General features: G+C 63.8%; 19 protein-coding genes. 9 read left to right on the forward strand and 10 right to left on the reverse strand.

Translation table 11 applies throughout. From position 1 onward, the window contains the following. Window positions 1–45: 45 nt before the first annotated feature. The 7 genes from EJB06_RS13555 to tal form a co-directional block, all read right to left on the reverse strand. On the reverse strand, window positions 46–294 hold the full coding sequence (locus tag EJB06_RS13555) for a hypothetical protein (RefSeq protein ID WP_126074551.1): 249 nt from the start codon (window positions 292–294) through the stop codon (window positions 46–48). Window positions 295–1,372: 1,078 nt separating this feature from the next. Beyond that, window positions 1,373–2,248 (reverse strand): alpha/beta hydrolase, encoded by an 876-nt coding sequence (locus EJB06_RS13560; protein WP_126074552.1) that lies wholly within the window; start codon window positions 2,246–2,248, stop codon window positions 1,373–1,375. A 5-nt stretch (window positions 2,249–2,253) separates the two neighbouring features. Then, complete coding sequence (locus tag EJB06_RS13565) at window positions 2,254–3,222, reverse strand: ABC transporter permease (protein WP_099874492.1); 969 nt, start codon at window positions 3,220–3,222, stop codon at window positions 2,254–2,256. Between the two features lie 3 nt (window positions 3,223–3,225). Then, complete coding sequence (locus tag EJB06_RS13570; RefSeq protein ID WP_126074553.1) at window positions 3,226–4,308, reverse strand: ABC transporter permease; 1,083 nt, start codon at window positions 4,306–4,308, stop codon at window positions 3,226–3,228. Beyond that, window positions 4,305–5,834, reverse strand: coding sequence for an ABC transporter ATP-binding protein (locus tag EJB06_RS13575; RefSeq protein ID WP_126074554.1), 1,530 nt, complete (start codon window positions 5,832–5,834; stop codon window positions 4,305–4,307). Before EJB06_RS13575 ends, EJB06_RS13570 begins: the two co-directional genes overlap by 4 nt. A gap of 96 nt (window positions 5,835–5,930) precedes the next feature. Beyond that, a complete protein-coding gene (locus tag EJB06_RS13580) occupies window positions 5,931–6,926 on the reverse strand; it encodes a BMP family lipoprotein (RefSeq protein WP_126074555.1) in 996 nt (331 codons plus the stop codon). Window positions 6,927–7,005: 79 nt separating this feature from the next. Beyond that, entirely contained in the window at window positions 7,006–8,085 is a 1,080-nt protein-coding gene (gene tal / locus EJB06_RS13585; protein ID WP_126074556.1) for a transaldolase, read from the reverse strand. 485 nt (window positions 8,086–8,570) lie between these two features. Between tal and EJB06_RS13590 the strand changes: the two genes are divergently transcribed. The 5 genes from EJB06_RS13590 to pcp all read left to right on the forward strand — a co-directional run bounded on the left by EJB06_RS13590 (window position 8,571) and on the right by pcp (window position 13,812). Beyond that, window positions 8,571–10,862, forward strand: a complete 2,292-nt coding sequence (locus EJB06_RS13590; RefSeq protein WP_126074557.1) for a TonB-dependent receptor — start codon at window positions 8,571–8,573, stop codon at window positions 10,860–10,862. 70 nt (window positions 10,863–10,932) lie between these two features. Continuing rightward, window positions 10,933–11,406, forward strand: a complete 474-nt coding sequence (locus tag EJB06_RS13595) for a hypothetical protein (RefSeq protein ID WP_126074558.1) — start codon at window positions 10,933–10,935, stop codon at window positions 11,404–11,406. Window positions 11,407–11,525: 119 nt separating this feature from the next. Continuing rightward, window positions 11,526–12,218, forward strand: coding sequence for a DUF969 domain-containing protein (locus EJB06_RS13600; protein ID WP_126074559.1), 693 nt, complete (start codon window positions 11,526–11,528; stop codon window positions 12,216–12,218). Next, the gene (locus EJB06_RS13605) at window positions 12,215–13,171 is read left to right on the forward strand and encodes a DUF979 domain-containing protein (RefSeq protein WP_126074560.1); all 957 of its coding nucleotides are present in this window, start codon (window positions 12,215–12,217) and stop codon (window positions 13,169–13,171) included. Before EJB06_RS13600 ends, EJB06_RS13605 begins: the two co-directional genes overlap by 4 nt. Then, window positions 13,168–13,812, forward strand: a complete 645-nt coding sequence (pcp, locus tag EJB06_RS13610) for a pyroglutamyl-peptidase I (protein ID WP_126074561.1) — start codon at window positions 13,168–13,170, stop codon at window positions 13,810–13,812. Before EJB06_RS13605 ends, pcp begins: the two co-directional genes overlap by 4 nt. Window positions 13,813–13,925: 113 nt before the next feature. Here pcp and EJB06_RS13615 read toward each other — a convergent pair whose 3' ends face one another. From EJB06_RS13615 to EJB06_RS13625, 3 genes are read right to left on the reverse strand one after another with little or no spacing between them, the layout of a single operon-like run. Then, window positions 13,926–14,825 carry a LysR family transcriptional regulator gene (locus EJB06_RS13615; protein ID WP_126074562.1) on the reverse strand — a complete coding sequence of 300 codons (900 nt, stop codon included), beginning with the start codon at window positions 14,823–14,825 and terminating at the stop codon, window positions 13,926–13,928. A gap of 29 nt (window positions 14,826–14,854) precedes the next feature. Next, window positions 14,855–15,784, reverse strand: a complete 930-nt coding sequence (locus EJB06_RS13620) for a pseudouridine-5'-phosphate glycosidase (RefSeq protein WP_126074563.1) — start codon at window positions 15,782–15,784, stop codon at window positions 14,855–14,857. Window positions 15,785–15,786: 2 nt separating this feature from the next. After that, window positions 15,787–16,932, reverse strand: a complete 1,146-nt coding sequence (locus tag EJB06_RS13625; protein WP_126074564.1) for a carbohydrate kinase — start codon at window positions 16,930–16,932, stop codon at window positions 15,787–15,789. Window positions 16,933–17,217: 285 nt separating this feature from the next. On the opposite strand from EJB06_RS13625, the gene xapA reads away from it, so the two are divergent. The 4 genes from xapA to EJB06_RS13645 all read left to right on the forward strand — a co-directional run bounded on the left by xapA (window position 17,218) and on the right by EJB06_RS13645 (window position 22,692). Further along, window positions 17,218–18,060, forward strand: a complete 843-nt coding sequence (gene xapA / locus EJB06_RS13630; protein ID WP_126074565.1) for a xanthosine phosphorylase — start codon at window positions 17,218–17,220, stop codon at window positions 18,058–18,060. Window positions 18,061–18,149: 89 nt separating this feature from the next. After that, window positions 18,150–19,343 carry a phosphopentomutase gene (locus EJB06_RS13635; RefSeq protein ID WP_126074566.1) on the forward strand — a complete coding sequence of 398 codons (1,194 nt, stop codon included), beginning with the start codon at window positions 18,150–18,152 and terminating at the stop codon, window positions 19,341–19,343. Further along, window positions 19,340–20,296 carry a deoxyribose-phosphate aldolase gene (deoC, locus tag EJB06_RS13640; protein ID WP_126074567.1) on the forward strand — a complete coding sequence of 319 codons (957 nt, stop codon included), beginning with the start codon at window positions 19,340–19,342 and terminating at the stop codon, window positions 20,294–20,296. The genes EJB06_RS13635 and deoC overlap by 4 nt, the downstream gene beginning before the upstream one ends. 17 nt (window positions 20,297–20,313) lie before the next feature. Then, complete coding sequence (locus tag EJB06_RS13645; RefSeq protein WP_370660126.1) at window positions 20,314–22,692, forward strand: aldehyde dehydrogenase family protein; 2,379 nt, start codon at window positions 20,314–20,316, stop codon at window positions 22,690–22,692.

Below are 22,692 nucleotides of genomic sequence, written 5' to 3' on the forward strand. Positions count from 1 at the left end.
ATTGCAAGTACCGCTATGGTGTGGCGCCGAATGAGTCCTATGGGATCATGATTTCTGCTGCATGACATACGGTGCCTGAATTGTCAGGAATTCTAACGTCAATTCATCAGCTAGCTGCGATTTACCAATTTCAATATGTTCCCAAAGCGTTGCCACTTCACGCAAACTGCGTTGTTTTGGCATCGTATCCTCTCTTCCAGCTGGAAGCGCTCCGGAATTCAACGTGCTTTTTTTCGCACGTTCCGTCTGGAAAATATCATCGTCAATTAATGCAGGGGCGGCACTGCGCACCATTTAATCCATTGTGCGGATCGTTACCCTGATAGTGTGGTTTTCTTCAGCGATCTGTGTATTTTTGCATTGATGTGTAAGCGATCACAATAATTGCGCCTTATCAACGTGAATTCATAGTTGCCTATTATGATTTGTCAGCGGGCAGGGTCTGGGGTCTGCAAGGCCACCGAAGCGGCAACCGGTGCATACAGAGGTCATTGGAGAATATATGAAAACGTTGACAATCGATGAAATCGGTGAAGTTTCTGGCGGTGGCAGAGTTAGTGAGGGTGTTGTCACAATCGGTGTAAGTGCCGGCTCAGCACAAATCGGTGCATTTCTCGCCGGCGCGAGATTGGGTGGAACTTTCGGAGCCGCAGCAGGCCCTATGGGGGCCGTTGTAGGGGCCATTGTCGGCGGGGGGCTAACCTTGGCATATTTGCGCTCCAAAAATTAGAAGTGATTCGAAAATCGTAAATAAAGCGAACGATTTTTCGTCGGCGTTTTTGTTGGGCGGTGTGATTTTGGCGTCTCACTGCCCAGAGTTCATTAGAATCAGTCTATAGTTGGAGAGAGCGCGATGCATGATAGTCTAAAAACAACTGATAATATTTCCGGGATCTCTTATCCTAAACCCGTTTGGCGCTATATTCTTCTTTTTCAATCCTGGTCCCAGCTAGGTTCATGGTTGGTGATCGTTTTATCGACCACTTTAATAATGTGTGGATTGTTCTTGGAATTAAAGGAGGTCGCGACCATTTGGGAGCTATTTCTGGGTGTCGCGTTGGGGTCGCTGGTCTCCGTGTTCATGGTGTTGCCCGCACAAGTCAAAGTGTCTTCTAACAGTGCTGCTGTCGATCAAGGCGTAGCCCAGGCGCTCGAACACATGCATTACGTTGAAAGTCATCGGACCGTTGACACCGTTTTCTACCGCCAGAAGCTACCGAGATTTTTACGCTGGAGAGAGGGAGCAATGGTCGTTCGAAAGTACCCTGAGAGCTTAGTGATAGATGGCCCTCGTGCCGTTTTGGGAAGAGTAAGGGCGGAGCTCATGAGTGCAACTCGCGGATGACTGTGGCTTGCTGTCGTACGACCTTGGTCATTGTTTGGAGGGGACAAATCCTCTGAGGTGCAGGGCCATAAAATTTCCGATGCGCGTTTCATACTCGCGCGTCGCGAAGCCATGAAAGTCTGTATGCGCCGCTCCGGGCACAATCCACAGCTGCTTCGGTTCCGGCACAGCCGCGTAAATGCGGCGGGTTTCAAGCTCGCTGGTATGCTTGTCGAACTCTCCGCCCACCACCAGGGTAGGGCAGGCCAGCGCGCCGGCCGCGTCGATCGGCCGTAGCTGTTCCAGCGTCAGGTCCAGCCGCAAAGGCAGTTGCCATAGCAGCAGCGGCGCCAGTGCACCACCCGCGCTGCCCAGGTGCAGGCGCAGCCGGTTCTCGATGGCTTCTTCAATCGTCGGATACATCGCCTCGATCACCAGCGCGTCGATCTCGCGTCCCGGTCTGGATAGCACCAGCGCGGCGGCGCCGAGCGACATGCCGATCACCCCACTCCGTTCGCCGGGCTGTTCGCGTTTGAGGTAAGCCAGCGCGGCGCGCACGCCATCGGCCTCCCGCACTCCGAAGCCGATGCGCTTCCCCGCGCTTTCCCCGTGCGCCTGCTGATCGATCAGCAGCACGCCATAACCAAGACCTGTGAGAAAGCGCGCCCGTCCCAGCATCTGCAGGCGGTTGCCGCGCACGCCGTGCAGCAGCAGGACAACGCCGGCGCCCGGCGTGCCGCGCGCCATCCAGCCCTGTACGGGGCCGGCGGCGCTGGCAATGGCGACGGAGGATGCGGGAAAGCCGGGAGGCGCGGCGCCGATGGCGCGCCGCGCGGGAGAACTGAGGTATTCGCCGGCGCCGAACAGCGCCGCCAATCCCAGCAACAGCAGACAGGCGAAGGTGGCCAGGCCACGCTTCGCCATGGAGGTCAACGCGATTTGACGAACGGCTTGCCGATCGCTTTGGGCGCGACCGACTTGGCCATCAGCCCGGCCAGCACGATCACGGTCACCACGTACGGCACCATCTGGATCAGCGAACCCGGAATGCGGCCGATACCGGGCAAGTCCACGCCTTCGATCTGGATCTGCACCGCGCTGAAAAAGCCGAACATCATGCAGCCCAGTGCCGTGTACATCGGCCGCCAGTTACCGAACACCAGCGCGGTCAGCGCCAGGTAGCCGGCACCGGCCGACATATCGCGCAGGAAGAAGCCGCTCTGCACGATCGCCAGGTACGCGCCCGAGAACGAGCACAGGATGCCCGCCACCAGCATCGCCATGTAGCGCGTGGTGGCGACGCTGACGCCGGCCGCATCGGCCGCGTGCGGATTTTCGCCGCAGGCGCGCAGGCGCAGGCCGAAGCGGCTGTGGTAGATCACCCAGTGCACCAGCGGGATCAGCGCGAACGCCAGGTACACCAGCGCCGAATGGCCGCCGATCACATGCCCGTAGAACCAGCCGATGAAGGGAATGCCGGCCAAGGCCTCGGTGCCCGGCAGGACGATGTCGAACAGGCGCGCCTGGCCCAGGTCCGGCGTGCGGCCGCCCTGCTGGTAGAAGAACTGGGCCAGCACGAAGGTCAGGCCGCTCATGGCGATGTTGATCGCGATCCCGCCGACCAGCTGGTTGCCCTTCTGGGTGATGCTGACGTAACCCTGCAGCAGCGCCAGGGCGGCCGACACGGCCACGCCGGCAGCCACGCCGTACCAGGCGTTCTGGGTGGTGAAGGCGACGGCTGCCGAGACGAACGCGCTGGCCAGGATCTTGCCCTCCAGGGCGATATCGACCACGCCGCTGCGTTCGGCGAACAGGCCGGCCATCGCGGCAAAAATCAGCACGGGGGCATTGCGGATCGTGGAGACGACAATGCTGGATAGATGAAGGTCTTCGAACATGGCTTATCCTTTGCGAATGTTAAGCAGCTTCAGGACAGCTGGGGCATACAGGTTTTCCATCGCGCCGCAGAACAGGATGATCAGCCCCTGGATGAAGATGAAGGTCTCTTGCGGGATGTTCGGTTTTTCCAGCGACAGGTCGAAGCCGCCCTGGATCAGTGCACCGAACAAGACGCTCGACAGGAAGATGCCGACCGGGTGCTGGCGTCCCATCAGCGCAATCGCGATGCCGATGAAACCGGCGCCGGCCGGGAAGTTCAGGCTCAGGTAATGGGTCGAACCCATGACCGAATTGACCGCGGCCAGGCCGGCCAGGGCGCCCGAGATCAGCATCGCGACGATAATCATGCCGCTGATCGACACGCCGGCGTAGTGCGCCGCGTTTTGATTCAGGCCCGTGGCGCGCAGCTTGTAGCCCCACGACGAACGCCACACCATCACGCCGTAGATGACCAGGGCGGCGATCGCAATCAGGAAGCCGACGTTGAGCGGCGTGTCGCCAAGGATCGGGAACCATTCGTTCAGGCGCGGCATGGCGCCGGCTTCCGAGAACACGCGGCTGGCCGGATTTTGCTGGCCTTCCGGGATCAGGTATTTGACGATGATGAAGTTCATCAGGCTGGCCGCGATGAAGTTGAACATGATGGTCGTGACCACCACATGGCTGCCGCGCTTGGCCTGCAGGTAGCCGGGCAAGAATGCCCATGCCGCGCCGAACACCGCGCTGCCCAGCATCGCGGCGGGAATCAGCAGCCAGGCCGGCAGCGAGTGATCGAGCGTGAGCATGACCACCGTCAGTCCCAGGCCGCCGACGTACATCTGGCCTTCGCTGCCGATGTTGAACAGGCCGGCCTTCATGGCGATCGATACCGACAGGCCGGTAAAGATGAAGGTGCTGGCGTAGAACAGCGTGTAGCTCAGGCCTTCCGGATTGATGACGGCGGAATCGATCAGGATGCCGAGCGACTCGGTCGGGCTTTCGCCGAGCAGGTGGATCACCAGCGCGGCCACCAGCAAGGCCGATAGCAGGTTCAGTACAGGCAGGACAAACGCGCTTGCCCAGCGTGGGAGTTCGGTCGTTTTCATGTTTTGTGCATCCCGCCCATCAGCAAGCCGATGCGGGTAGTGTCGAATTCTTCAATCTTGAGTTCACCGGTAATGCGTCCGCCGGACATGACGATGATGCGGTCGGCCAGCGCCCGCACTTCTTCCAGCTCCACCGACACCAGCAGGATCGCCACGCCTTCGTCGCGCATCTTGAGCAACTGGGTGTGGATGCTTTCGATGGTGCCGATGTCCACGCCGCGGGTCGGCTGGCCGACCAGCATCAGCTTCGGCTTGGCCGACACTTCGCGCGCGATCACCACCTTCTGCTGGTTGCCGCCCGAGAGCAGGCCGATACGCAGGTCCGGATTGGCCGGACGCACGTCGAAGGCCTTGAGCAGGCCGGCGCAGCGTGCCGCGATGGCCTTGAAGTCGAACAGGCCCCAGCGGTTGCAGACCCGGTCCTGGTAGCCGAACACGGTGTTCTGCATGACCGAGAAATCCTTGATCACGCCGTCGCGCAGGCGGTCTTCCGGCACGTGGCCGATGCCGAGGTTGCGGAACACGGCCGGCAAGCCGTCGGCGTCCGAGCGTCTGGCGTAGGGCAGTTCGGTGCCGAGGAAGGCGACCTTGCCGCCGCTCGGCAGGCGCATGCCCGACAGGATCTGCATCAATTCGCTCTGGCCGTTGCCCGAGACGCCGGCAATCGCCACGATTTCGCCCGCGCGCAGGGTGAAGTCGATATCGGCCAGCAGGCGCACGCCGGCGGCGTCCTGCAGCTGCAGGCCGGATACTTCCAGCACCGGGGCGCCGGGATTGTACGGCGCGCGCGGCAGTTCACCCTCGATCGGGCGGCCCACCATCATGTTGGCCAGTTCTTCCTTCGAGGTGGTCGCGGTCTGCACCGCGCCCACCACGCGCCCGGCGCGCATCACGGTCACCTCGTCGGTGATCTCCATGATTTCGCCCAGCTTGTGGGTGATCAGGACGATGGTCTTGCCCTGTTCCTTGAACAGGCGCAGGATCTCGAACAGCGACGCGGTTTCCTGCGCGGTCAGCACGGCGGTCGGCTCGTCCAGGATCAGGATGTTGGCGCTGCGGTAGATCTGCTTGAGGATCTCGACGCGCTGCTGGGCGCCGACCGACAGGTCTTCGATCCTGGCCAGCGGGTCGATATCGAGGCGGTAGCGGGTGCAGATCTCGCGCAGCTTCGCTTCGGTCGCGGCACGGTGCGCGGCCAGCTTGAAGCCGCCCTCGGTGCCCAGCATGACGTTGTCGAGCACCGTGAAATTCTCGACCAGCATGAAGTGCTGGTGCACCATGCCGATACCGAGGGAGATCGCCTGTTGGCTGGTGCGGATGTCCTGCGCCTGGCCGTCGATCAGCAGGGCGCCGCTGTCGGCATTGTAATAGCCGTACAGGATGCTCATGAGGGTCGACTTGCCGGCGCCGTTCTCGCCGATCACGCCATGGATCGAGCCCTTGGCGATGGAGAAGCTGACGTCGGCGTTCGCCTGCACGGCCCCGAAGGCTTTGCAGATATTGCGAAATTCTACAGCTGGCTGCATAGCGGTCAGTGGTGAGTAGTAAAGGTAAATGAGTTCAAAAGCGCGCCGGGCTGGTTCTCACCAGCGCGGCGCGCTTTTCTGGAGTGCGGGGAAAATCTAGACCGGGCAGCTGCTGCCAACGCGGTAGTCGACCACTTTGACTTTGCCGCTGACGATGTTGGCCTTGGCTTCGTTGACGCGTTTTTCGATTTCCGGCGTGACGACCGCGCGGTTATCCTTGTCCAGCGCCCAATCGACGCCGCCTTCCTTCAGGCCCTTGTGGGTGACGCCGGCTTTCCAGGTACCGTTCTTCACCTGCATGAAGGAGTCGTAGATCGCCAGGTCGACGCGCTTGACCATGGAGGTCAGCATGGTGCCCGGATGGAGATAGTTCTGGTTCGAGTCGACGCCGATGGCCAGCTTGCCTTTTTCCTTGGCCGTCTGCAGGGTGCCCATGCCGCTGCCGCCGGCAACGGCGAACACCACGTCCACGCCACGGTCGAACTGCGCGCGCGCCAGCTCGCCGCCCTTGGCCGGATCGTTCCAGGCCGCGGCGGTGGTGCCGACCATGTTCTGCATGGTCTCGATTTTCGGATTGGTCGCTTTCGCGCCCTGGGCGTAACCGCAGGCGAAGGTGCGGATCAGCGGAATGTCCATGCCGCCCACGAAGCCGATTTTTTTCGACTTCGATGCGATGGCGGCGGCCACGCCGGCCAGGTAGGAGCCTTCTTCTTCCTTGAACAGGATCGAATTGACGTTGTTACCCTTGGCTACAGCGTCGATCAGCACGAAGCGCACGTTCGGGAATTCCTGCGCGACCTTCTGCACGGCCTGGGTCTGCGAGAAGCCGACGGCGGCGATCAGGTCCATCTTCTTGCGCGCCAGGCCGCGCAGCACTTGCTCGGCCTGGGTATCGCTGCTGGCCTGCGCCTCGATGTATTTGATGTTGGTCTCTTTCTTGAAGCGCTCGGCGCCTTCGAAAGCGGACTGGTTGAACGACTTGTCGAACTTGCCGCCGGCGTCGTACACGATGCCCAATTTCGGGTCGGCAGCCGCGGCGCTCGCCGCGACGCACAGCGCCGCGATCGTGATACTAAGTTGCTTTAATTTCATGACTTCACTCCTGGAAAGCGATATTGTACCCGGCACACCGGCTGCGATGGGACGAAAGGAATGCGTAAGCTTAACGACACTAAGCAAGCAAAGCCAGCAAATTGGCGTGTGCTTGCTCGAATTGTGTCAGTCCGGCGCGCAAGAGGTCGTTACCAATTGTATCGAGTTCGATGCCGTGGCGGCCCAGTTGCGTCAGTACCGCGCGCGCCCCGTCGACGTCCTCGATCAGCGACAGGCGCGCTTGGCCATGGTCGCGAAACGCCGCCAGGGTCGCATCGGGCACGGTATTGACGGTGTCCGCGCCGATCAGTTCTTCGACGTAGACGACGTCGCGCATGGCCGGATCCTTGACGCCGGTGCTGGCCCACAGCAGCCATTGCGGCGTGGCGCCGAAGGCGGCGAAGATGGCGAAGCCGCTGTCGTTGCGGGACTCGTGGTAGGCCACGCGCGCGGCGGCGATGGCCGCCTTGCCGCGCAGGGCCGCGGCGGCCGGCGGCAGCAGGGCGTCGACGGCGGCGTCGACCCGGCTGATAAATACACTGGCCACGCTGGCGATGCGCTGCACCGACAGTGTGGCTTCCAGGCGGCGCGCCAGGCCACGGCGATGCGCGGCGCGCACGGCGGCCAGCTGTCCGGCGCTGAAAATCAGGGTGACGTTCACGTTGATGCCGGCGTAAATCACTTCTTCCAGCGCCGCGATGCCCGCTTCGGTGGCGGGAATCTTGATCATCGCATTCGGCCGGCCGATCGCGGCCCACAGGCGCTGGGCCTCGGCCAGCGTGCCGGCGGCATCGTGCGCCAGGCGCGGCGAGACTTCGAAGCTGACAAAACCCGCACGCCCGTCGCTGTCGGCGTACAGGGGCGCGAACAGGTCGCACGCGGCCTGCACGTCGGGCAGGACCAGCGCTTCGAAGCGCGCTTCAGGATCGGCATGGGCCGCGCGCAAAGCCGGCAGCGCGGCCTGGTAGGCGCCATCGCTGCGGATCGCGTTGTAGAAAATGGAGGGATTCGAGGTCACGCCCTGGATGCCGTCGTCGGCGATCCAGCGCGCCAGCTGGTTTGAAGCGATCAGGTCGCGGCTGAGCTTATCGAGCCAGATTTGCTGGCCCAGCCCGGCGACGGCCTTGAGGCGGCTGGCGGATGCACTAACTTGGTTCATGGCAATTTTCCTGGCGAACTATGTCGTATTGTTGCAACAACTTATGTGGCGAAAATCACGCGTCGAATCGCGCGTCTTTACGTGTCGAACCTGCTCCTCCAGGCCCCTGTTGCGGAGCCGGTTTCGTCGCCGTGTTCGCTACGCCCGGAAGTGCGCAAGGCTAGGGAATATTGCGCCGCGCCAAATTGCGCAGGCACAGCTTTAGAACTATGCATCAGCCAGAATATGTATGGCAAATACGATTTTGCTTGCTCATTTATATGATCGAAATATAAATGAAAACGCATTTGCCATGATTTCGGGTCAATTCTTTTCATGCTACGATGCCCAGGCAGCAACAAAATACGGACGGAAACGCAGTCGCAGCAGGGTGATCGGGGCCATTTTGTGCGCTGCAAGGCGCCGTCAGCCAGGGTCGTCCATGCCGATGCGAACCGGAACGCAGGTTTCATCAAATGGTTCATCGACCTAAGGAATTACCTACAATGACAATCAAGAGCAAGCAGTTCGCCACCCGTTCGCTGATCGCGCTGGCAGTCGCCGGCGCCTTTCCGCTGCACGCCGCGCTGGCACAGGACAAGCCAGCCGAACAAGCCAGGCCGCAGGCCGGCCAGCTGGAAACCGTCATCGTGACCGCGCAGCGCCGTTCCGAGAACATCAAGGACGTGCCGATGGCGATCACCACGCTCAAAGGCGAAAAGCTCGACGTGCTGACCTCCGGCGGCCAGGACATCCGCTTCCTGTCGGGCCGTTCGCCAAGCCTGAACATCGAATCCGACTACGGCCGTTCGTTCCCGCGCTTTTACATCCGTGGCCAGGGTAATACCGATTTCGACCTGAACGCATCGCAGCCGGTCGGCCTGGTGGTCGACGACATCGTGCAGGAAAGCCCGATGCTCAAAGGCTTCCCGGTGTTCGACGTCGACCAGGTGGAAGTGCTGCGCGGCCCGCAGGGCACCCTGTTCGGCCGTAACTCGCCGGCCGGCGTGATCAAGTTCGACTCGGCCAAGCCGGTCATCGGCAAGCAGGAAGGCTATGCCACCGTCGGCATCGGCAACTACCGCGCGCGCAACCTGGAAGGCGCGGTCAACCTGCCGATCAGCGACACCGTCGCCGCGCGCATCTCGGTGCAGTCGCAGAACCGCGACGACCGCGTGCACAGCGCCCGTCCGGGCAACGGCACCAAGAATTTCGAAGGCTACCACGACGATGCGCTGCGCCTGCAGGTGCTGGTCAAGCCGACCAGCGCCTTCAGCGCCCTGTTCAATGTGCATGCGCGCGACATGGATGGCAGCGCGACCCTGTTCCGCGCGAATATCCTGAAAAAAGGCACGAATGAACTGGTCGACGGCTTCGAATACAGCCGTTACGACACCGATGGCGTCAACGAACAGCGCCTCGCCACCGAAGGCGCCAGCATGCGCCTGCGCCTGGACCTGGCCGGGGTGACGCTGCATTCGATCACCGGCTACGAGTCGGCCGACTTCTACAGCCGCGCCGACGTCGACGGCGGCTACGGCGCCGTGTACGCGCAGCCGATGGGCCCGAGCTACGCCAACCAGGCCGCGTTCATTCCCTTCGTGGTCGAAACGGCCGACGTGCTGCCGAAGCACCGCCAGTTCACCCAGGAGTTCCGCGCGGAGTCGGTCAACAGCGGTCCGCTGCAGTGGATCGCCGGCCTGTTCTACTTTAACGAAGACATCCAGATCGACAGCATCAGCTTCGACTCGCTGGCGCCGGGCAATCCGCAGAACCCGTTCTTCGCGACCCAGTTCCAGGACACCAAATCGTGGGCCGCTTTCGGTTCGCTGAACTACACCGTGTCCGACAAGTTCAAGCTGCGCGGCGGCCTGCGCTACACCAACGACAAGAAGAACTTCGCCGCCAAGCGCGTCGAACTGACCACCGCCGGTCCTTTCGGGATCAGCAACGAGTCGACCAACGTCAGCTGGGACCTGTCCGGTACCTACGCCCTCAGCCCCGACTCCAACCTGTTCGCGCGCGTCGCCACCGGCTATCGCGCACCGAGCATGCAGGGCCGCCTGAACGGCCTGGCCGACCGTCCATCGTTCGCCGAAGCCGAAAAAGCGCTGTCGTACGAAGCCGGTATCAAGCAGGACCTGTTCAACCGCCGCGCGCGCCTGTCGGCCAGCGTGTTCCAGTACCGCGTCAAGGACAAGCAGCTGACCGCCGGTTCGGGCCAGATCAACATGAACCAGTTGATCAACGCCGACCGCGTGACCGGCCAGGGTGTGGAACTGGACTTCCAGGCCAACCTGTCTGACGCACTGCGCATGACCCTCGGCGGCAGCTTCAACGACACCGAAATCAAGGACTCCGACCTGTTCGTGCAAACCTGCGGCAATGAGCCGAACACCAAGGGCGTGAACGGTTGCACCCCGACCGGCGTGGCGGGTCCTTTCGCGTACACCCAAAAGCTGAACGGCAACCCGCTGCCGCGCGCACCGAAGTGGCAGGCCAACTTCACCCTGCGTTACAGCGTGCCGCTGGCCGATGGCGAGTTCTTTGCGTACACCGACTGGGCTTATCGCAGCACCTACAATATGTTCCTGTACGAAGCCAAGGAATACAAGGCCAAGTCGCTGGTCGAAGGCGGCCTGCGCATGGGCTACAAGTGGGATAACTACGAAGTGGCAGCGTTCGCGCGCAACATCACCGACAAGGTACAGTCGGTCGGCGCGATCGACTTCGACAACCTGACCGGCATCGTCAACGAACCGCGTACCCTGGGCGTGCAGCTCAAGGCGACGTTCTAAGCACCGTCCTGACGCCATCACCGGCCCCGCACGTCGCAAGATGTGCGGGGCTGATTTTATTGGAATGACCATGAAGCCACTCCGTATCCTGATCGCCGGCGCAGCGCTGTGCGGTATCTGCTCCATCGCCGCAGCGCAGGCCAGGAAAGATGCCATGTGCGAGGCGATCGACAATTTCGCCGACGGCATCGCGGCCGGCGAAAAACGCTCATTCGTACTAGAGACAAAGCTTGAGAATGGTCCGATCGGGTCGAAGTCCTGCAAACCTTCCGCCATGGATGCGAAAGGCCGGGCGGTCTGCGAGTCGATGCTGACGCACACCTCGACCGAATTTATGGGGCATAACATCTCGCGTGTGATTGCATGCGTCACCCGTAGCCCGCAGCTGATACGCAAAGGCGTCTCTGTGGACTCGCTGTCCGGTGAGTTCACCGTCTACGGAGAGCAAGCCGACACGCATGTCAAATACCAGTTCAATTCCCCACACGACAAGCGCAATTTTGTCGCGATTGGCATCACGGGTGCCGAGAGCGAAGAAGAATAGGGCGCCGGGCCGGTATCGGGTAAGATTCCCCGGCCTTCCTTGAGGCCTCTATCCCACCGCCGTCGTTCCCGCGCCGAGGGCCTCCTTGGCGCGGGAACGACGGCTTATCCGGAGAATCCATGCAAACAGCCGTCAACCTGTGGCCGCTCATCGGCGTCGCCGTCATCATCGTCGGCTTCGTGCTGCGCGTGCATCCCGTGCTGGTCGTCGTCGCCGCGTGCGGGGCCACCGGCCTGGCCGTCGCGATGCCGGTCGAAGCGCTGCTCGCCTCCCTCGGCAGCGCCTTCATCAAAACCCGCAACCTGCCGATGATCCTGCTGCTGCCGCTGGCCGCCATCGGCCTGCTGGAACGCTTCGGCCTCAAGGAGCACGCGCAGGCCAGTATCGCCAAGATCGAATCGGCCACCACCGGCCGCCTGCTGATCGTCTACCTGTTCGTGCGCGAAGTGTCGGCCGCCTTCGGCCTGACCAGCCTTGGCGGCCACCCGTCGATGGTGCGTCCGCTGGTCGCGCCCATGGCCGAAGCGGCAGCCGAAACGCGCAAGGGAACGATCACCGACAAGCTGCGCTACCGCATCCGCGCCATGTCGGCCGCCACCGACAACGTCGGCCTGTTCTTCGGCGAAGATGTCTTTGTCGCCTTCGGCGCCATCGTCCTGATGCAAACCATCCTCGCGGCCGAAGGGATTCCGGTCAATCCGCTGCACATTGCGATGTGGGGCATTCCCACCGCGATCACCGCCTTCATCATCCATGCGTGGCGCCTGCACCGCTTCGACGCCGAGATCGCGCGCGACGGAGCGGCCAAATGATCGTCCTGGAATACTTTTACCTGGCGCTGGGCGCCATGCTGGCCGCGTCGGCCGTCATGTCCCTGCGCGACAAGGACAATCCGCGCCGCTATTCAAGCGCCTTGTTCTGGGCCCTGTACGCCCTGGTCTACCTGGCTGGCGAGCGGATTGCGCCGGCGCTGGTCGGCGTGATCATGATCGTGATGGCGCTCATTGCCGGCTGCGGCGGCGTCAAGCTCGGCAAATACGGCGTGCGCACGGTGGAGGAAAAGACGAGCAGCGCGCGCCGTCTCGGCCACCTGCTGTTCATCCCCGCGCTGATTATTCCGGTGGTGACCATGATCGGCTCGACCCTGCTCAAGGATGTTGACATCGGCGGCCTGCCGCTGCTCGAAACGAAGCACATCACCCTGGTCAGCCTGGGCTGCGCGTCGGTGCTGGCGATCGGCGCGGCCTGCTGGCTGACCCGCGCCACGCCGCTGCAGGGCATGCGCGAATGGCGCCGCCTGACCGACGCCGTCGGCTGGGCGGTGGTGCTGCCGCATATGCTGGCCGTCCTCGGGCTGCTGTTCGCGGAGGCGGGTGTGGGCAAGGCGGTTGCCCACATCACGACGTCCTACATCGACATGGATTCGCGCTTCGTCGCGGTGGTGGTGTTTTGCGCCGGCATGGCGCTGTTTACGATCATCATGGGCAACGGCTTCGCGGCCTTTCCTGTGATGGCGGGCGGCGTCGGGATTCCGATCCTGGTCCAGCAGTACGGCGCCAACCCGGCGGTGATGGCCGCCATCGGCATGTTCAGCGCGTATTGCGGCACCTTGATGACGCCCATGGCCGCCAACTTCAATGTGGTGCCGGTGGCGCTGCTCGAACTGCCCGACAAGCACGCGGTGATCAAGGCGCAGATACCGACCGCGCTGCCGCTGCTGGTGGCGAATATCTTCCTGCTGTATTTTTTGATGGGCCAACAATGAACAGGACAGTGCTGCTGACAGGCTTCGAGCCTTTCAACAAAGAGACCGTCAATCCGGCCTGGGAGGCGGTGCGCTCGCTGGCAGGACACGAGGGCGAGGGCTACCGGGTCGAAGTACGCCAGCTGCCGTGCGTGTTCGGCGTGGCCGGCGAGGTGCTGCGCGCGGCCATCGGCGAGGTAAAACCAGCGGTGGTGATCGCGGTCGGGCAGGCCGGGGGCAGGGTGGACCTGTCGGTCGAACGCATCGCCATCAATATCGACGACGCGCCGATTCCCGACAACGCCCAGTGCCAGCTGGTCGACAAGCCGGTGGTTGAGGGCGGGCCGGCGGCGTACTTTTCCACCCTGCCGATCAAGGCCATCGTGGCGCGCCTGCGCGAGGCCGGCTTGCCGGCATCCGTCTCGCAGAGCGCCGGCACCTTCGTGTGCAATCATGTTTTCTACAGCCTGATGCACCAGATGGCGGGCGGCGACGTGCGCGCCGGCTTCATTCACATCCCCTACCTGCCGCAGCAGGCCGCAGCCCACCCGGGCGCGCCCAGCATGGCGCTGGCGGAGGTCGTGCGGGGATTGACGATCGCGCTGGAAGCGGCACTGGCCACCGGCGACGACATCCGCGTCGCCGGCGGCGCAGTCGATTAAGAGCCTATCTCAATAGATCGGAGTCGCTGCTGGCGCGCCATGCGGCCTCCTCGCGCCTTGCCCTCGCATGCCATGCATCGCCATCAGCTTCCCCCGACCTGCTGAGACAGGCTCTACGCGCTCGGATTGAGGATGTTCAGGAACGCCCGCACCACCGGCGCATCGTCCTGCGTGGTGTAGGTGATGTACAGATTGGCCGACGGCGCGTTGGTCTTGATCGGCAAGAAGATCACGCCCGGCCAGCCGATGCGGCTGGTCGTTTCCGGCATCAGGGCCACGCCCAAGCCCGCGCCCACCATCGCCAGCAAGGTTTGCGGCTCGGACGCCTCCTGGAAAATCGTCGGCTGGAACCCGGCCTTGACGCAGCACTGGATCAGGTAGCGCGGAAAGGCCGACTTGTCCAGCGCCAGCGTGAGCATCGGCTGGTCCGCAATGTCGGTCAGTTCGATCCACGGCTGCGTCGCCAGCGGATGGTGCTCGTTGACCGCCACGCACACGTTCTCGCGAAAGCACAGTTCCTGGCGCAGGTTGTCGTGTTTGAGCTCATCTTCGTCGAGTTTGGGCTCGCGCCAGAATCCCACGTCGATCTGCTTGGCGCGCAGCGCTTCGTACTGCACGTTCGGCCCCGATTCGTGCAGGGTCCAGGTCACGCGCGGGAACTTGGTCTGGAATTCTTCGAGCAGGCTGGGAATCGGTCCCCACATGGCCGAACCGACGATGCCCACCCGCAGGCGACCGACTTCGCCACGGTCGATCTGGCGGATGGTGTCGATCGTCATGCGCATCTTGGCCAGCAGGTCCGATGCTTCTCCCATCAGCGCCTTGCCCGCCACGGTCAGTTCGAAGGTGCGGGTGGTGCGCGCGAACAGGCGCACGCCCAGTTCGCTCTCTAACTTCATGATCTGCTGGCTCAAAGGCGGCTGCGAGATGTGCAGCCGCTCGGCGGCGCGGCTGAAGCTCTTTTCTTCAGCTACCGCCAGGAAGTACTTGAGCTGTTTCAGGTCGATGGACATGTGGGCAGGTGGGTGGGTGGATGGATCGGTCAGATCGGCTGCAGGCCTGGCAGGTCGCGCATGGCCACGGCCAGCTCGGCGCCTACCTGGGCGTTGTGCTTGACCAGCGCGATGTTGGTCATCAGGCTGCGCCCTTCGGTCAGGGTCTTGATGCGCGCCAGCAGGAACGGGGTGACCAGCTTGCCGGCCACGCCGCCGTCGTGCGCTTCCCTCAATGCCTGTTCGGTGATGCCGTCGATTTCATCCTTTTGCATGGCAAACGCTTCCGGCACCGGATTGCTGACGACGATGCCGCCGTTGAGGCCAAGCTGCCATTTGGTCTGGATAAAGGCCGCCTGCTCCAGCGCCGTATCGAGCTGGAAGTCGGCCTTGAAGCCGCTGTCGCGCGTGAAGAAGGCCGGGAATCCCGGCTGGCCGACGCTGATCACCGGCACGCCATGGGTTTCCAGGTATTCGAGCGTGAGGCCGATGTCGAGGATCGACTTGACGCCGGCGCACACGACCGCCACGTTGGTGCGCGCCAGTTCCTGCAGGTCGGCCGAGATGTCGAAGCTGGTCTCGGCGCCGCGATGCACGCCGCCGATGCCGCCGGTCACAAAAACGTGAATGCCGGCCAGCTGCGCGCAGATCATCGTCGCGGCCACGGTGGTGGCGCCCAGGCGGCCTTGCGAGAGCACGTACGGCAGGTCGCGGCGCGAGACCTTCATGGCGTCCGGCGAGGTGGCCAGCAGCTCGAGCTGCTCGGCCACCAGGCCGATGCAGATTTTGCCTTCGATGATGGCGATGGTGGCCGGTACCGCGCCGGCGGCGCGGATGACGTGTTCGACTTCCTGCGCCATCGTCACGTTTTGCGGATACGGCATGCCGTGCGAGATGATGGTCGACTCGAGGGCGACGATCGGTTTGCCGGCCGCGCGGGCGGCGGCGACTTCGGGCGAGAACAAGAGGTATTGGTGCATGGTCAGTCCTGGTAGAGAGCGTTGAACGGTTGCTGGGCGCCGGGCAGGGCGTCGGGATTCGGAATCTCGGCGAGGACTTCCGCCGTCAGGTAAGGGCACACGGTTTCTTCGCAGGCGAGTGTCATGGCCGACAACTGCAGGCCGCGCCGGCAGGCCAGCGTCAGATCGTCGTCGCCCTGGAACAGGGACCAGCATACCGCAGCGGCAAAGGCGTCGCCCGCACCGGTGACGTCGACGATGCGCGCCGCCGGCGCGTCCAGCTGGGCGATGCCGCTGGCGGTGGTGTAGATCACGCCGGTGGCGCCGCGCGTGACGATGACGTCCTGCGCGCCCTGCGCCTGGATGGCGCGGCAGGCGGCCAGGAAGTCGGCGTCGGTCTTGAGCGGCGTACCGATGCGCGCTTCGAGTTCGCCCTGGTTCAGGATCAGCAGGCGCAGGCCGCGCAGGTCGTCCGGCAGGTGCGCCATTTTCGGCTGCGATACCGCCACCAGCACCAGCGGCACCGCGCCGCGCGCGGCATCGTCGAGCAGCATGCGCAGGGTCTCGCGCGGCAGGTTCAGGTCGGCCACGATCAGGGCGCCGACGGCGCGCTGCGGCTGGCGCGTGTCCAGGAAGGCGGGCGTGAGGGCGTCGTACAGGGCCATGTCGGCCAATGCCAGCAGCATTTCGCCATGGTCGTCCAGCACCGCGGTGTAGGTGCCGCTGCACACGCCCGTCAGGTGCAGGCTGGCGCGGGTGTCGATCCCGGCCGCCTCGGCGTGCGCCAGCAGCGCCTTGCCGGAGGAGTCGTCGCCGATGGCGGTGATCAGCGCGACGGGCGCGGACAGGCGCGCCAGGTTCTCGGCGATGTTGCGGGCCACGCCGCCGAACGATTCGTCCTGGCGCGCCGGATTCGAGGTGCCCATCCTGAGCGTGGCGAGGGAGCGCAGCTTGCGGTCGAGGTTGGCCGCGCCGAGGCAGACGATGGGCCGGTTATCGGGCAGCACATAGGCGCGCCCGAGCAGGCGGCGGTCGCGGATCAGGCCGGCGATGTAGCCGGCCACGGCGGAGCGCGACAAACCCAGCACGCTTGCCAGGTCCTGCTGCGAGATGAAGGGATTTGCACGGATCAGTTCGTACAACTGGTCTTTTTTGGAGAGTTCGGTCACAATATGCAATCATTAAACAATTGTTGGCGATGTTAGACAAATGTCTTAATGCTGTCAATCAATGATTGTGTCCTGCTCTCCTATAGTGTGCCTGATTGGATGGTGGCGTCCAAGGGATTCTAGCGTGGATTTATATGTTCCGCGTATAAATGAGGAAGAAAAATGGTATTTGCCATACATATCCCTGATCATGCATAGTTATAATAGTTAGCGAACCCATTCTCCACGCCGCCTGACAGCAGCGCCGCGTGGCAGCGCCCTCCCCGAAACAGATAAGGAATCCACATGTCGAATAACACTCCCTTCGAAGCCGCCGATATCATCCGCGCCCGCAAACCTGGTTTCGAGCCGCGCGTGGCGATGATCCTCGGTTCCGGCCTTGGCGTGCTGGCCGAGCAGATGACCGACGCGGTCTCGATCGGTTTCGACGAACTGCCTGGCTTCCCGATCAGCACCGTGCACGGTCACGCCGGCGAGCTGGTACTGGGCACCCTGGCGGGCGTGAACGTGGTGTGCATGAAGGGCCGCGGCCACTTCTACGAAGGTTACGGCATGGGCGTGATGACCAGCGCCGTGCGCACCATGAAGCTGCTCGGTTGCGAGATGCTGTTCGTGACCAACGCGGCCGGTTCGCTGCGCACCGAAGTCGACGCGGGCAGCCTGGTGGCCCTGACCGACCATATCAACTGGCTGCCCGGCACGCCGATGGTCGGCCCGAACGACGACCGTTTCGGCCCGCGCTTTTTCAGCATGGCCAATGCCTACGACAGCGATATCCGCAACGTGGTCAAGGAGACCGCCGCAGCCAAGGGCATCACGCTGCACGAGGGTGTGTTCATTGCGTACCCGGGCCCGAACTTCGAAACCGCCGCGGAAATCCGCATGATGGCCAAGCTGGGCGCGGACGTGGTGGGCATGTCGGTGGTGCCGGAAGTGGTGTCGGCGCGTCACTGCGGCCTGAAGGTGGTTGGCGTGTCGGTGATCACCAACCTGGCGGAAGGGATGTCGCCGTTCCCGCTGTCGCACGAGCAGACCCTGAAGTACGCGGCGATCGGCGCCAAGGACCTGGTGGCCCTGATTCCAGCGTTCCTGGAGCGCATTGCGCAACAACCGCGCGCCGCCGCCTGATTGACCACCGTCGCTCCCGCCTTCGCGGGGGCGACGGTGGAGGTCTTTTTCTCTATCTGAACCCGAACCCTTCTGAAGCGAGCGATCCCATGTCACGCGCATTTATCCTCCTGCTTGATTCCTTCGGCCTCGGCGCCACCCCCGACGCCGACAAGTTCGGCGACACCGGCGCCAACACCTTCGGCCACATCGCCGCCTGGGCTGCCGCACAAGGCAAGCCAATGCAGCTTCCTCACCTCGAACGCCTCGGCCTGGCCGCCGCCGCCCACCTGGCCAGCGGCGAGTGGGCCGCCGGCTTCGACCAGCGCGACGGCTTCACCGGCGCCTACGGCGCGGCGCGCGAGCGCTCCACCGGCAAGGACACCCAGAGCGGCCACTGGGAAATCGCCGGTGTCCCCGTCGAATTCGACTGGGGCTACTTCCCGCGCACCGTGCCGTCCTTTCCGGCCGAACTGACCGACAAGCTGCAGCAACTGACCGGCGTGGTCGGCTACCTCGGCAACTGCCACGCGTCCGGCACCGAGATCATTAACAAGCACGGCGACGAGCATGTCGCCACCGGCAAGATCATCGTCTACACCTCGGGCGACTCGGTGATGCAGATCGCCGCGCACGAAGAACACTTCGGCCTCGAACGCCTGTACGCCGTGTGCGAAGCGGCCTTCGAACTGGTCAAGCCGTACAACATCGGCCGCGTGATCGCGCGTCCCTTCCTGGGCGAGAACGGCAACTACCGCCGCACCAGCAACCGCCACGACTACGCCGTCGCGCCACCGTCGCCGACCCTGCTCGACCATGTCAAGAACGAAGGCGGAGAAGTCATCGGCCTCGGTAAGATCAGCGACATCTTCGCGACCCAGGGCATCTCGCGCGTGGTCAAGGGCGTGGACAACATGGCCCTGTTCGACGCGCTGCTCAAGGTGGCCGACGAAGCGGGCGACAAGTCGCTTACTTTTGTGAACTTCGTCGACTTCGACCAGGCCTTCGGCCACCGCCGCGACGTGGCCGGCTACTCGAACGCGCTGCACGAGATGGACGCGCGCCTGCCGGAATTCATGGCCAAGCTCAAGGAAGGCGACCTGGTGGTAATCACCGCCGACCATGGCTGCGACCCAAGCTGGCCGGGCTCGGACCACACGCGCGAGCATATTCCGATGATCTTCTTCGGCCCGGGCGTCGCCGCGCGCGCGCTGCCGGTATCGAACACCTTCTCCGACATCGGCGCCACGCTGGCCAAGCACCTCGGCGTCAAACCACTTTCCAACGGAACCGCTCTGCTATGACTCACAATTCCGCATTCAAACGCAACGAGGCGGTTGGCCTCGATCTCGGCTGGGTCAACCAGATCAAAGTCAACCGCAATGCCTCGGACCGCCGCGCCGCCAGCCTGGCCAATCGCCGCACCGTCAAGAAAGAATACCAGGCCGCGTGGCTGATCAAGGCGCTGCAATGCATCGACCTGACCACCCTCGGCGGCGACGACACGCCGGGCCGCGTCGAGCGCCTGTGCATGAAGGCCCTGCGCCCGCTGCGCGCGGACCTGATGGAGGCGCTGGGCGTATCCAACCTGACCACCGGCGCGGTCTGCGTGTACCACGAGATGATTACCCCGGCCGCCAGGATCCTGCAGGGCCGCTTGCCGATCGCCGCCGTCTCGACCGCATTCCCTGCGGGCCTGGCCAGCATGGAAACCAAGGTGCGCGAGATCGAACTGTCGGTCGCCGCCGGCGCCACCGAAATCGATATCGTCATCACCCGCCAGCACGTCCTGACCGGTAACTGGCAGGCGCTGTACGACGAAATGGTCGCCTACCGCAAGGCCTGCGGCGAAGCGCACGTGAAAGCCATTCTCGCCACCGGCGACCTGCTCACGCTGGAGAACGTGGCCAAGGCCTCGTGGGTGTGCATGATGGCCGGCTCGGACTTCATCAAGACCTCCACCGGCAAGGAAGGCGTCAACGCCACCATCCCGGTCGCCCTGACGATGGTGCGCACCATCCGCGAATACCACGAGCAGTACGGCTTCCAGGTCGGCTTCAAGCCGGCCGGCGGCGTATCGAGCGCCAAGAGCGCGCTGCAGTACCTGACCCTGATGAAAGAGGAATTGGGACGCGAGTGGCTGGAGCCGCATCTGTTCCGCATCGGCGCATCGAGCCTGCTGACCGACATCGAGCGCCAGCTCGAACACTACGTCACCGGGAACTACTCGGCCAACCATCGCCACGCGCAACCATAAACCCCAACGGATTCGTCATGCCAACAATTAACGAGATTCTTCAAACTATGGACTACGGCCCTGCACCCGAGAGCACCAAAGAAGCGCAAGCATGGCTGGACCAGCATGAGCGCCGCTTCGGGCTGTTCATCGATAACGCCTGGACCGATTCGTCCGACACCTTCGCCTCGACCAATCCGGCCGACGGCAAGGAACTGGCGCAGCTGACCCAGGCCAGCAACGCCGACGTCGACCGCGCGGTGGAAGCGGCGCGCCGCGCCCAGCCGGGCTGGGTGGCGCTGGGCGGCCATGGCCGCGCGCGCGTGCTGTACGCGCTGGCGCGGCTGCTGCAAAAGCATGCGCGCCTGTTCGCGGTCATCGAAACGCTCGACAACGGCAAGACGATCCGCGAAACGCGCGACGCCGACCTGCCCTTGGCAAGCCGTCACTTCTACCATCACGCCGGCTGGGCGCAGCTGCAGTCGGAAGAATTTGCCGACTACCGCGCCGTGGGCGTGGTGGGGCAGATCGTGCCCTGGAACTTCCCGCTGCTGATGCTGGCCTGGAAAATCGCACCGGCGCTGGCCGCCGGTAACACGGTCGTCTTCAAGCCGGCCGAATTCACCTCGCTGTCCGCGCTGCTGTTCGCCGAGATCTGCCAGCAGGCCGGCGTGCCGGCCGGCGTGGTCAACATCGTCACCGGCGACGGCCGCGTGGGCGAGGCCATCGTCAACCACGCGGGCATCGACAAGATCGCCTTTACCGGCTCCACCGAAGTGGGCCGCATCATCCGCAAGGCCACCGCCGGCAGCGGCAAGAAGCTCTCGCTCGAACTGGGCGGCAAGTCGCCGTTCATCGTGTTCGAAGACGCCGACCTCGACGCCGCCGTCGAAGGACTGGTCGACTCGATCTGGTTCAACCAGGGCCAGGTCTGCTGCGCCGGTTCGCGCCTGCTGGTGCAGGAGTCGATTGAAGAACGCTTCCTCGCCAAACTGCGCGCGCGCATGGACAACCTGCGTCTCGGCTCGCCCATCGAAAAATCGGTCGATATCGGCGCGCTGGTCGATCCGATCCAGCGCCAGCGCATCGAAGGCCTGGTCGAAGCGGCGCGCGCCGAAGGCTGCACCATCTACCAGCCTGCGTGCGAACTGCCGGCCACCGGCTCGTGGTTCCCGCCAACCCTGATCACGGGCGCCTCCACCTCGGCCGGCATCGCCCAGACCGAAGTGTTCGGACCGGTGCTGGTCGCGATGAGCTTCCGCACCCCGGTCGAAGCGGTCCAGCTGGCGAACAACACCGTCTATGGCCTCGCCGCCTGCGTGTGGTCCGAGTCGATCAGCCTCGCGCTCGACCTGGCGCCGCAGATCAAGGCCGGCGTGGTGTGGATTAACACCGCCAACCAGTTCGACGCCGCCTGCGGCTTCGGCGGCTACCGCGAGTCCGGCTTCGGCCGCGAGGGCGGCAAGGAAGGCATGTACGAGTACATGACGGCGCTGTCGGAAGACGCGCGTCCGGCCGCACCGGGCGTGGCAATCAAGGGCAAGGCCAAGCCGGCCGAGGCACCGGGTCCGTTCGCCATCGACCGCACCGCCAAGATGTACATCGGCGGCAAGCAGGCGCGCCCCGACGGCGCCTACACCCGCGCGATCGTTGGCGCCAACGGCGCATTCGTGGGCGACGTGGGCGAGGGCGGCCGCAAGGACATCCGCAACGCCGTGGAAGCGGCGCACAAGGCGTCCGGCTGGGCCAAGGCCACCTCGCACAACCGCGCGCAGGTCCTGTACTACATCGCCGAGAACCTGGCGATCCGCGCCGACGAATTCGCGGCGCGCCTGGCCGCCATGACCGGCGCCAAGAATCCGGAGAAGGAAGTGCAGGCATCGATCGAGCGCCTGTTCTACTATGCCGCGTGGGCCGACAAGTACGACGGCCTGGCGCACCAGCCGCCGATGCACGGCATCACCGTAGCGCTCAACGAGCCGGTGGGCGTGATCGGCATCATCTGCCCGAACGAGTCGCCGCTGCTCGGCTTCATCTCGCTGGTGGCGCCCGCGCTGGCGCTGGGTAACCGCGTGATCGCGGTGCCGTCGGAAGCGTATCCGCTGGCGGCGACCGACCTGTATCAGGTCCTCGACACCTCGGACCTGCCGGGCGGTGCACTGAACATCATCACCGGCAGCGCCGACGAACTGGCCAAGACCCTGGCGACGCACTCGGACGTGGATGCCGTGTGGCGCCACGACGGCTCGGCGGAAGGCTGCGCCGAAGTCGAACGCCTGTCGGCCGAATCGCTCAAGCGCACCTGGGTGGGCGGCGGCAAAGGACGCGACTGGTACGACACCAAGCAGGCCGGCGGACGCGCGGTACTGGCGCACGCGAGCCAGGTCAAGAATGTCTGGATTCCGTACGGCGTGTAA

The sequence above is a fragment of the Massilia atriviolacea genome, from assembly GCF_003953935.1.
GTDB lineage: Bacteria > Pseudomonadota > Gammaproteobacteria > Burkholderiales > Burkholderiaceae_D > Telluria_A > Telluria_A atriviolacea.

What these genes read in the sequence shown, in the direction of transcription:
- EJB06_RS13555 (WP_126074551.1), bottom strand. Translation starts at nt 294, where the DNA reads ATGGTGCGCAGTGCCGCCCCTGCATTAATTGACGATGATATTTTCCAG.
- EJB06_RS13560 (WP_126074552.1), bottom strand. Translation starts at nt 2,248, where the DNA reads ATGGCGAAGCGTGGCCTGGCCACCTTCGCCTGTCTGCTGTTGCTGGGA.
- EJB06_RS13565 (WP_099874492.1), bottom strand. Translation starts at nt 3,222, where the DNA reads ATGTTCGAAGACCTTCATCTATCCAGCATTGTCGTCTCCACGATCCGC.
- EJB06_RS13570 (WP_126074553.1), bottom strand. Translation starts at nt 4,308, where the DNA reads ATGAAAACGACCGAACTCCCACGCTGGGCAAGCGCGTTTGTCCTGCCT.
- EJB06_RS13575 (WP_126074554.1), bottom strand. Translation starts at nt 5,834, where the DNA reads ATGCAGCCAGCTGTAGAATTTCGCAATATCTGCAAAGCCTTCGGGGCC.
- EJB06_RS13580 (WP_126074555.1), bottom strand. Translation starts at nt 6,926, where the DNA reads ATGAAATTAAAGCAACTTAGTATCACGATCGCGGCGCTGTGCGTCGCG.
- tal (WP_126074556.1), bottom strand. Translation starts at nt 8,085, where the DNA reads ATGAACCAAGTTAGTGCATCCGCCAGCCGCCTCAAGGCCGTCGCCGGG.
- EJB06_RS13590 (WP_126074557.1), top strand. Translation starts at nt 8,571, where the DNA reads ATGACAATCAAGAGCAAGCAGTTCGCCACCCGTTCGCTGATCGCGCTG.
- EJB06_RS13595 (WP_126074558.1), top strand. Translation starts at nt 10,933, where the DNA reads ATGAAGCCACTCCGTATCCTGATCGCCGGCGCAGCGCTGTGCGGTATC.
- EJB06_RS13600 (WP_126074559.1), top strand. Translation starts at nt 11,526, where the DNA reads ATGCAAACAGCCGTCAACCTGTGGCCGCTCATCGGCGTCGCCGTCATC.
- EJB06_RS13605 (WP_126074560.1), top strand. Translation starts at nt 12,215, where the DNA reads ATGATCGTCCTGGAATACTTTTACCTGGCGCTGGGCGCCATGCTGGCC.
- pcp (WP_126074561.1), top strand. Translation starts at nt 13,168, where the DNA reads ATGAACAGGACAGTGCTGCTGACAGGCTTCGAGCCTTTCAACAAAGAG.
- EJB06_RS13615 (WP_126074562.1), bottom strand. Translation starts at nt 14,825, where the DNA reads ATGTCCATCGACCTGAAACAGCTCAAGTACTTCCTGGCGGTAGCTGAA.
- EJB06_RS13620 (WP_126074563.1), bottom strand. Translation starts at nt 15,784, where the DNA reads ATGCACCAATACCTCTTGTTCTCGCCCGAAGTCGCCGCCGCCCGCGCG.
- xapA (WP_126074565.1), top strand. Translation starts at nt 17,218, where the DNA reads ATGTCGAATAACACTCCCTTCGAAGCCGCCGATATCATCCGCGCCCGC.
- EJB06_RS13635 (WP_126074566.1), top strand. Translation starts at nt 18,150, where the DNA reads ATGTCACGCGCATTTATCCTCCTGCTTGATTCCTTCGGCCTCGGCGCC.
- deoC (WP_126074567.1), top strand. Translation starts at nt 19,340, where the DNA reads ATGACTCACAATTCCGCATTCAAACGCAACGAGGCGGTTGGCCTCGAT.
- EJB06_RS13645 (WP_370660126.1), top strand. Translation starts at nt 20,314, where the DNA reads ATGCCAACAATTAACGAGATTCTTCAAACTATGGACTACGGCCCTGCA.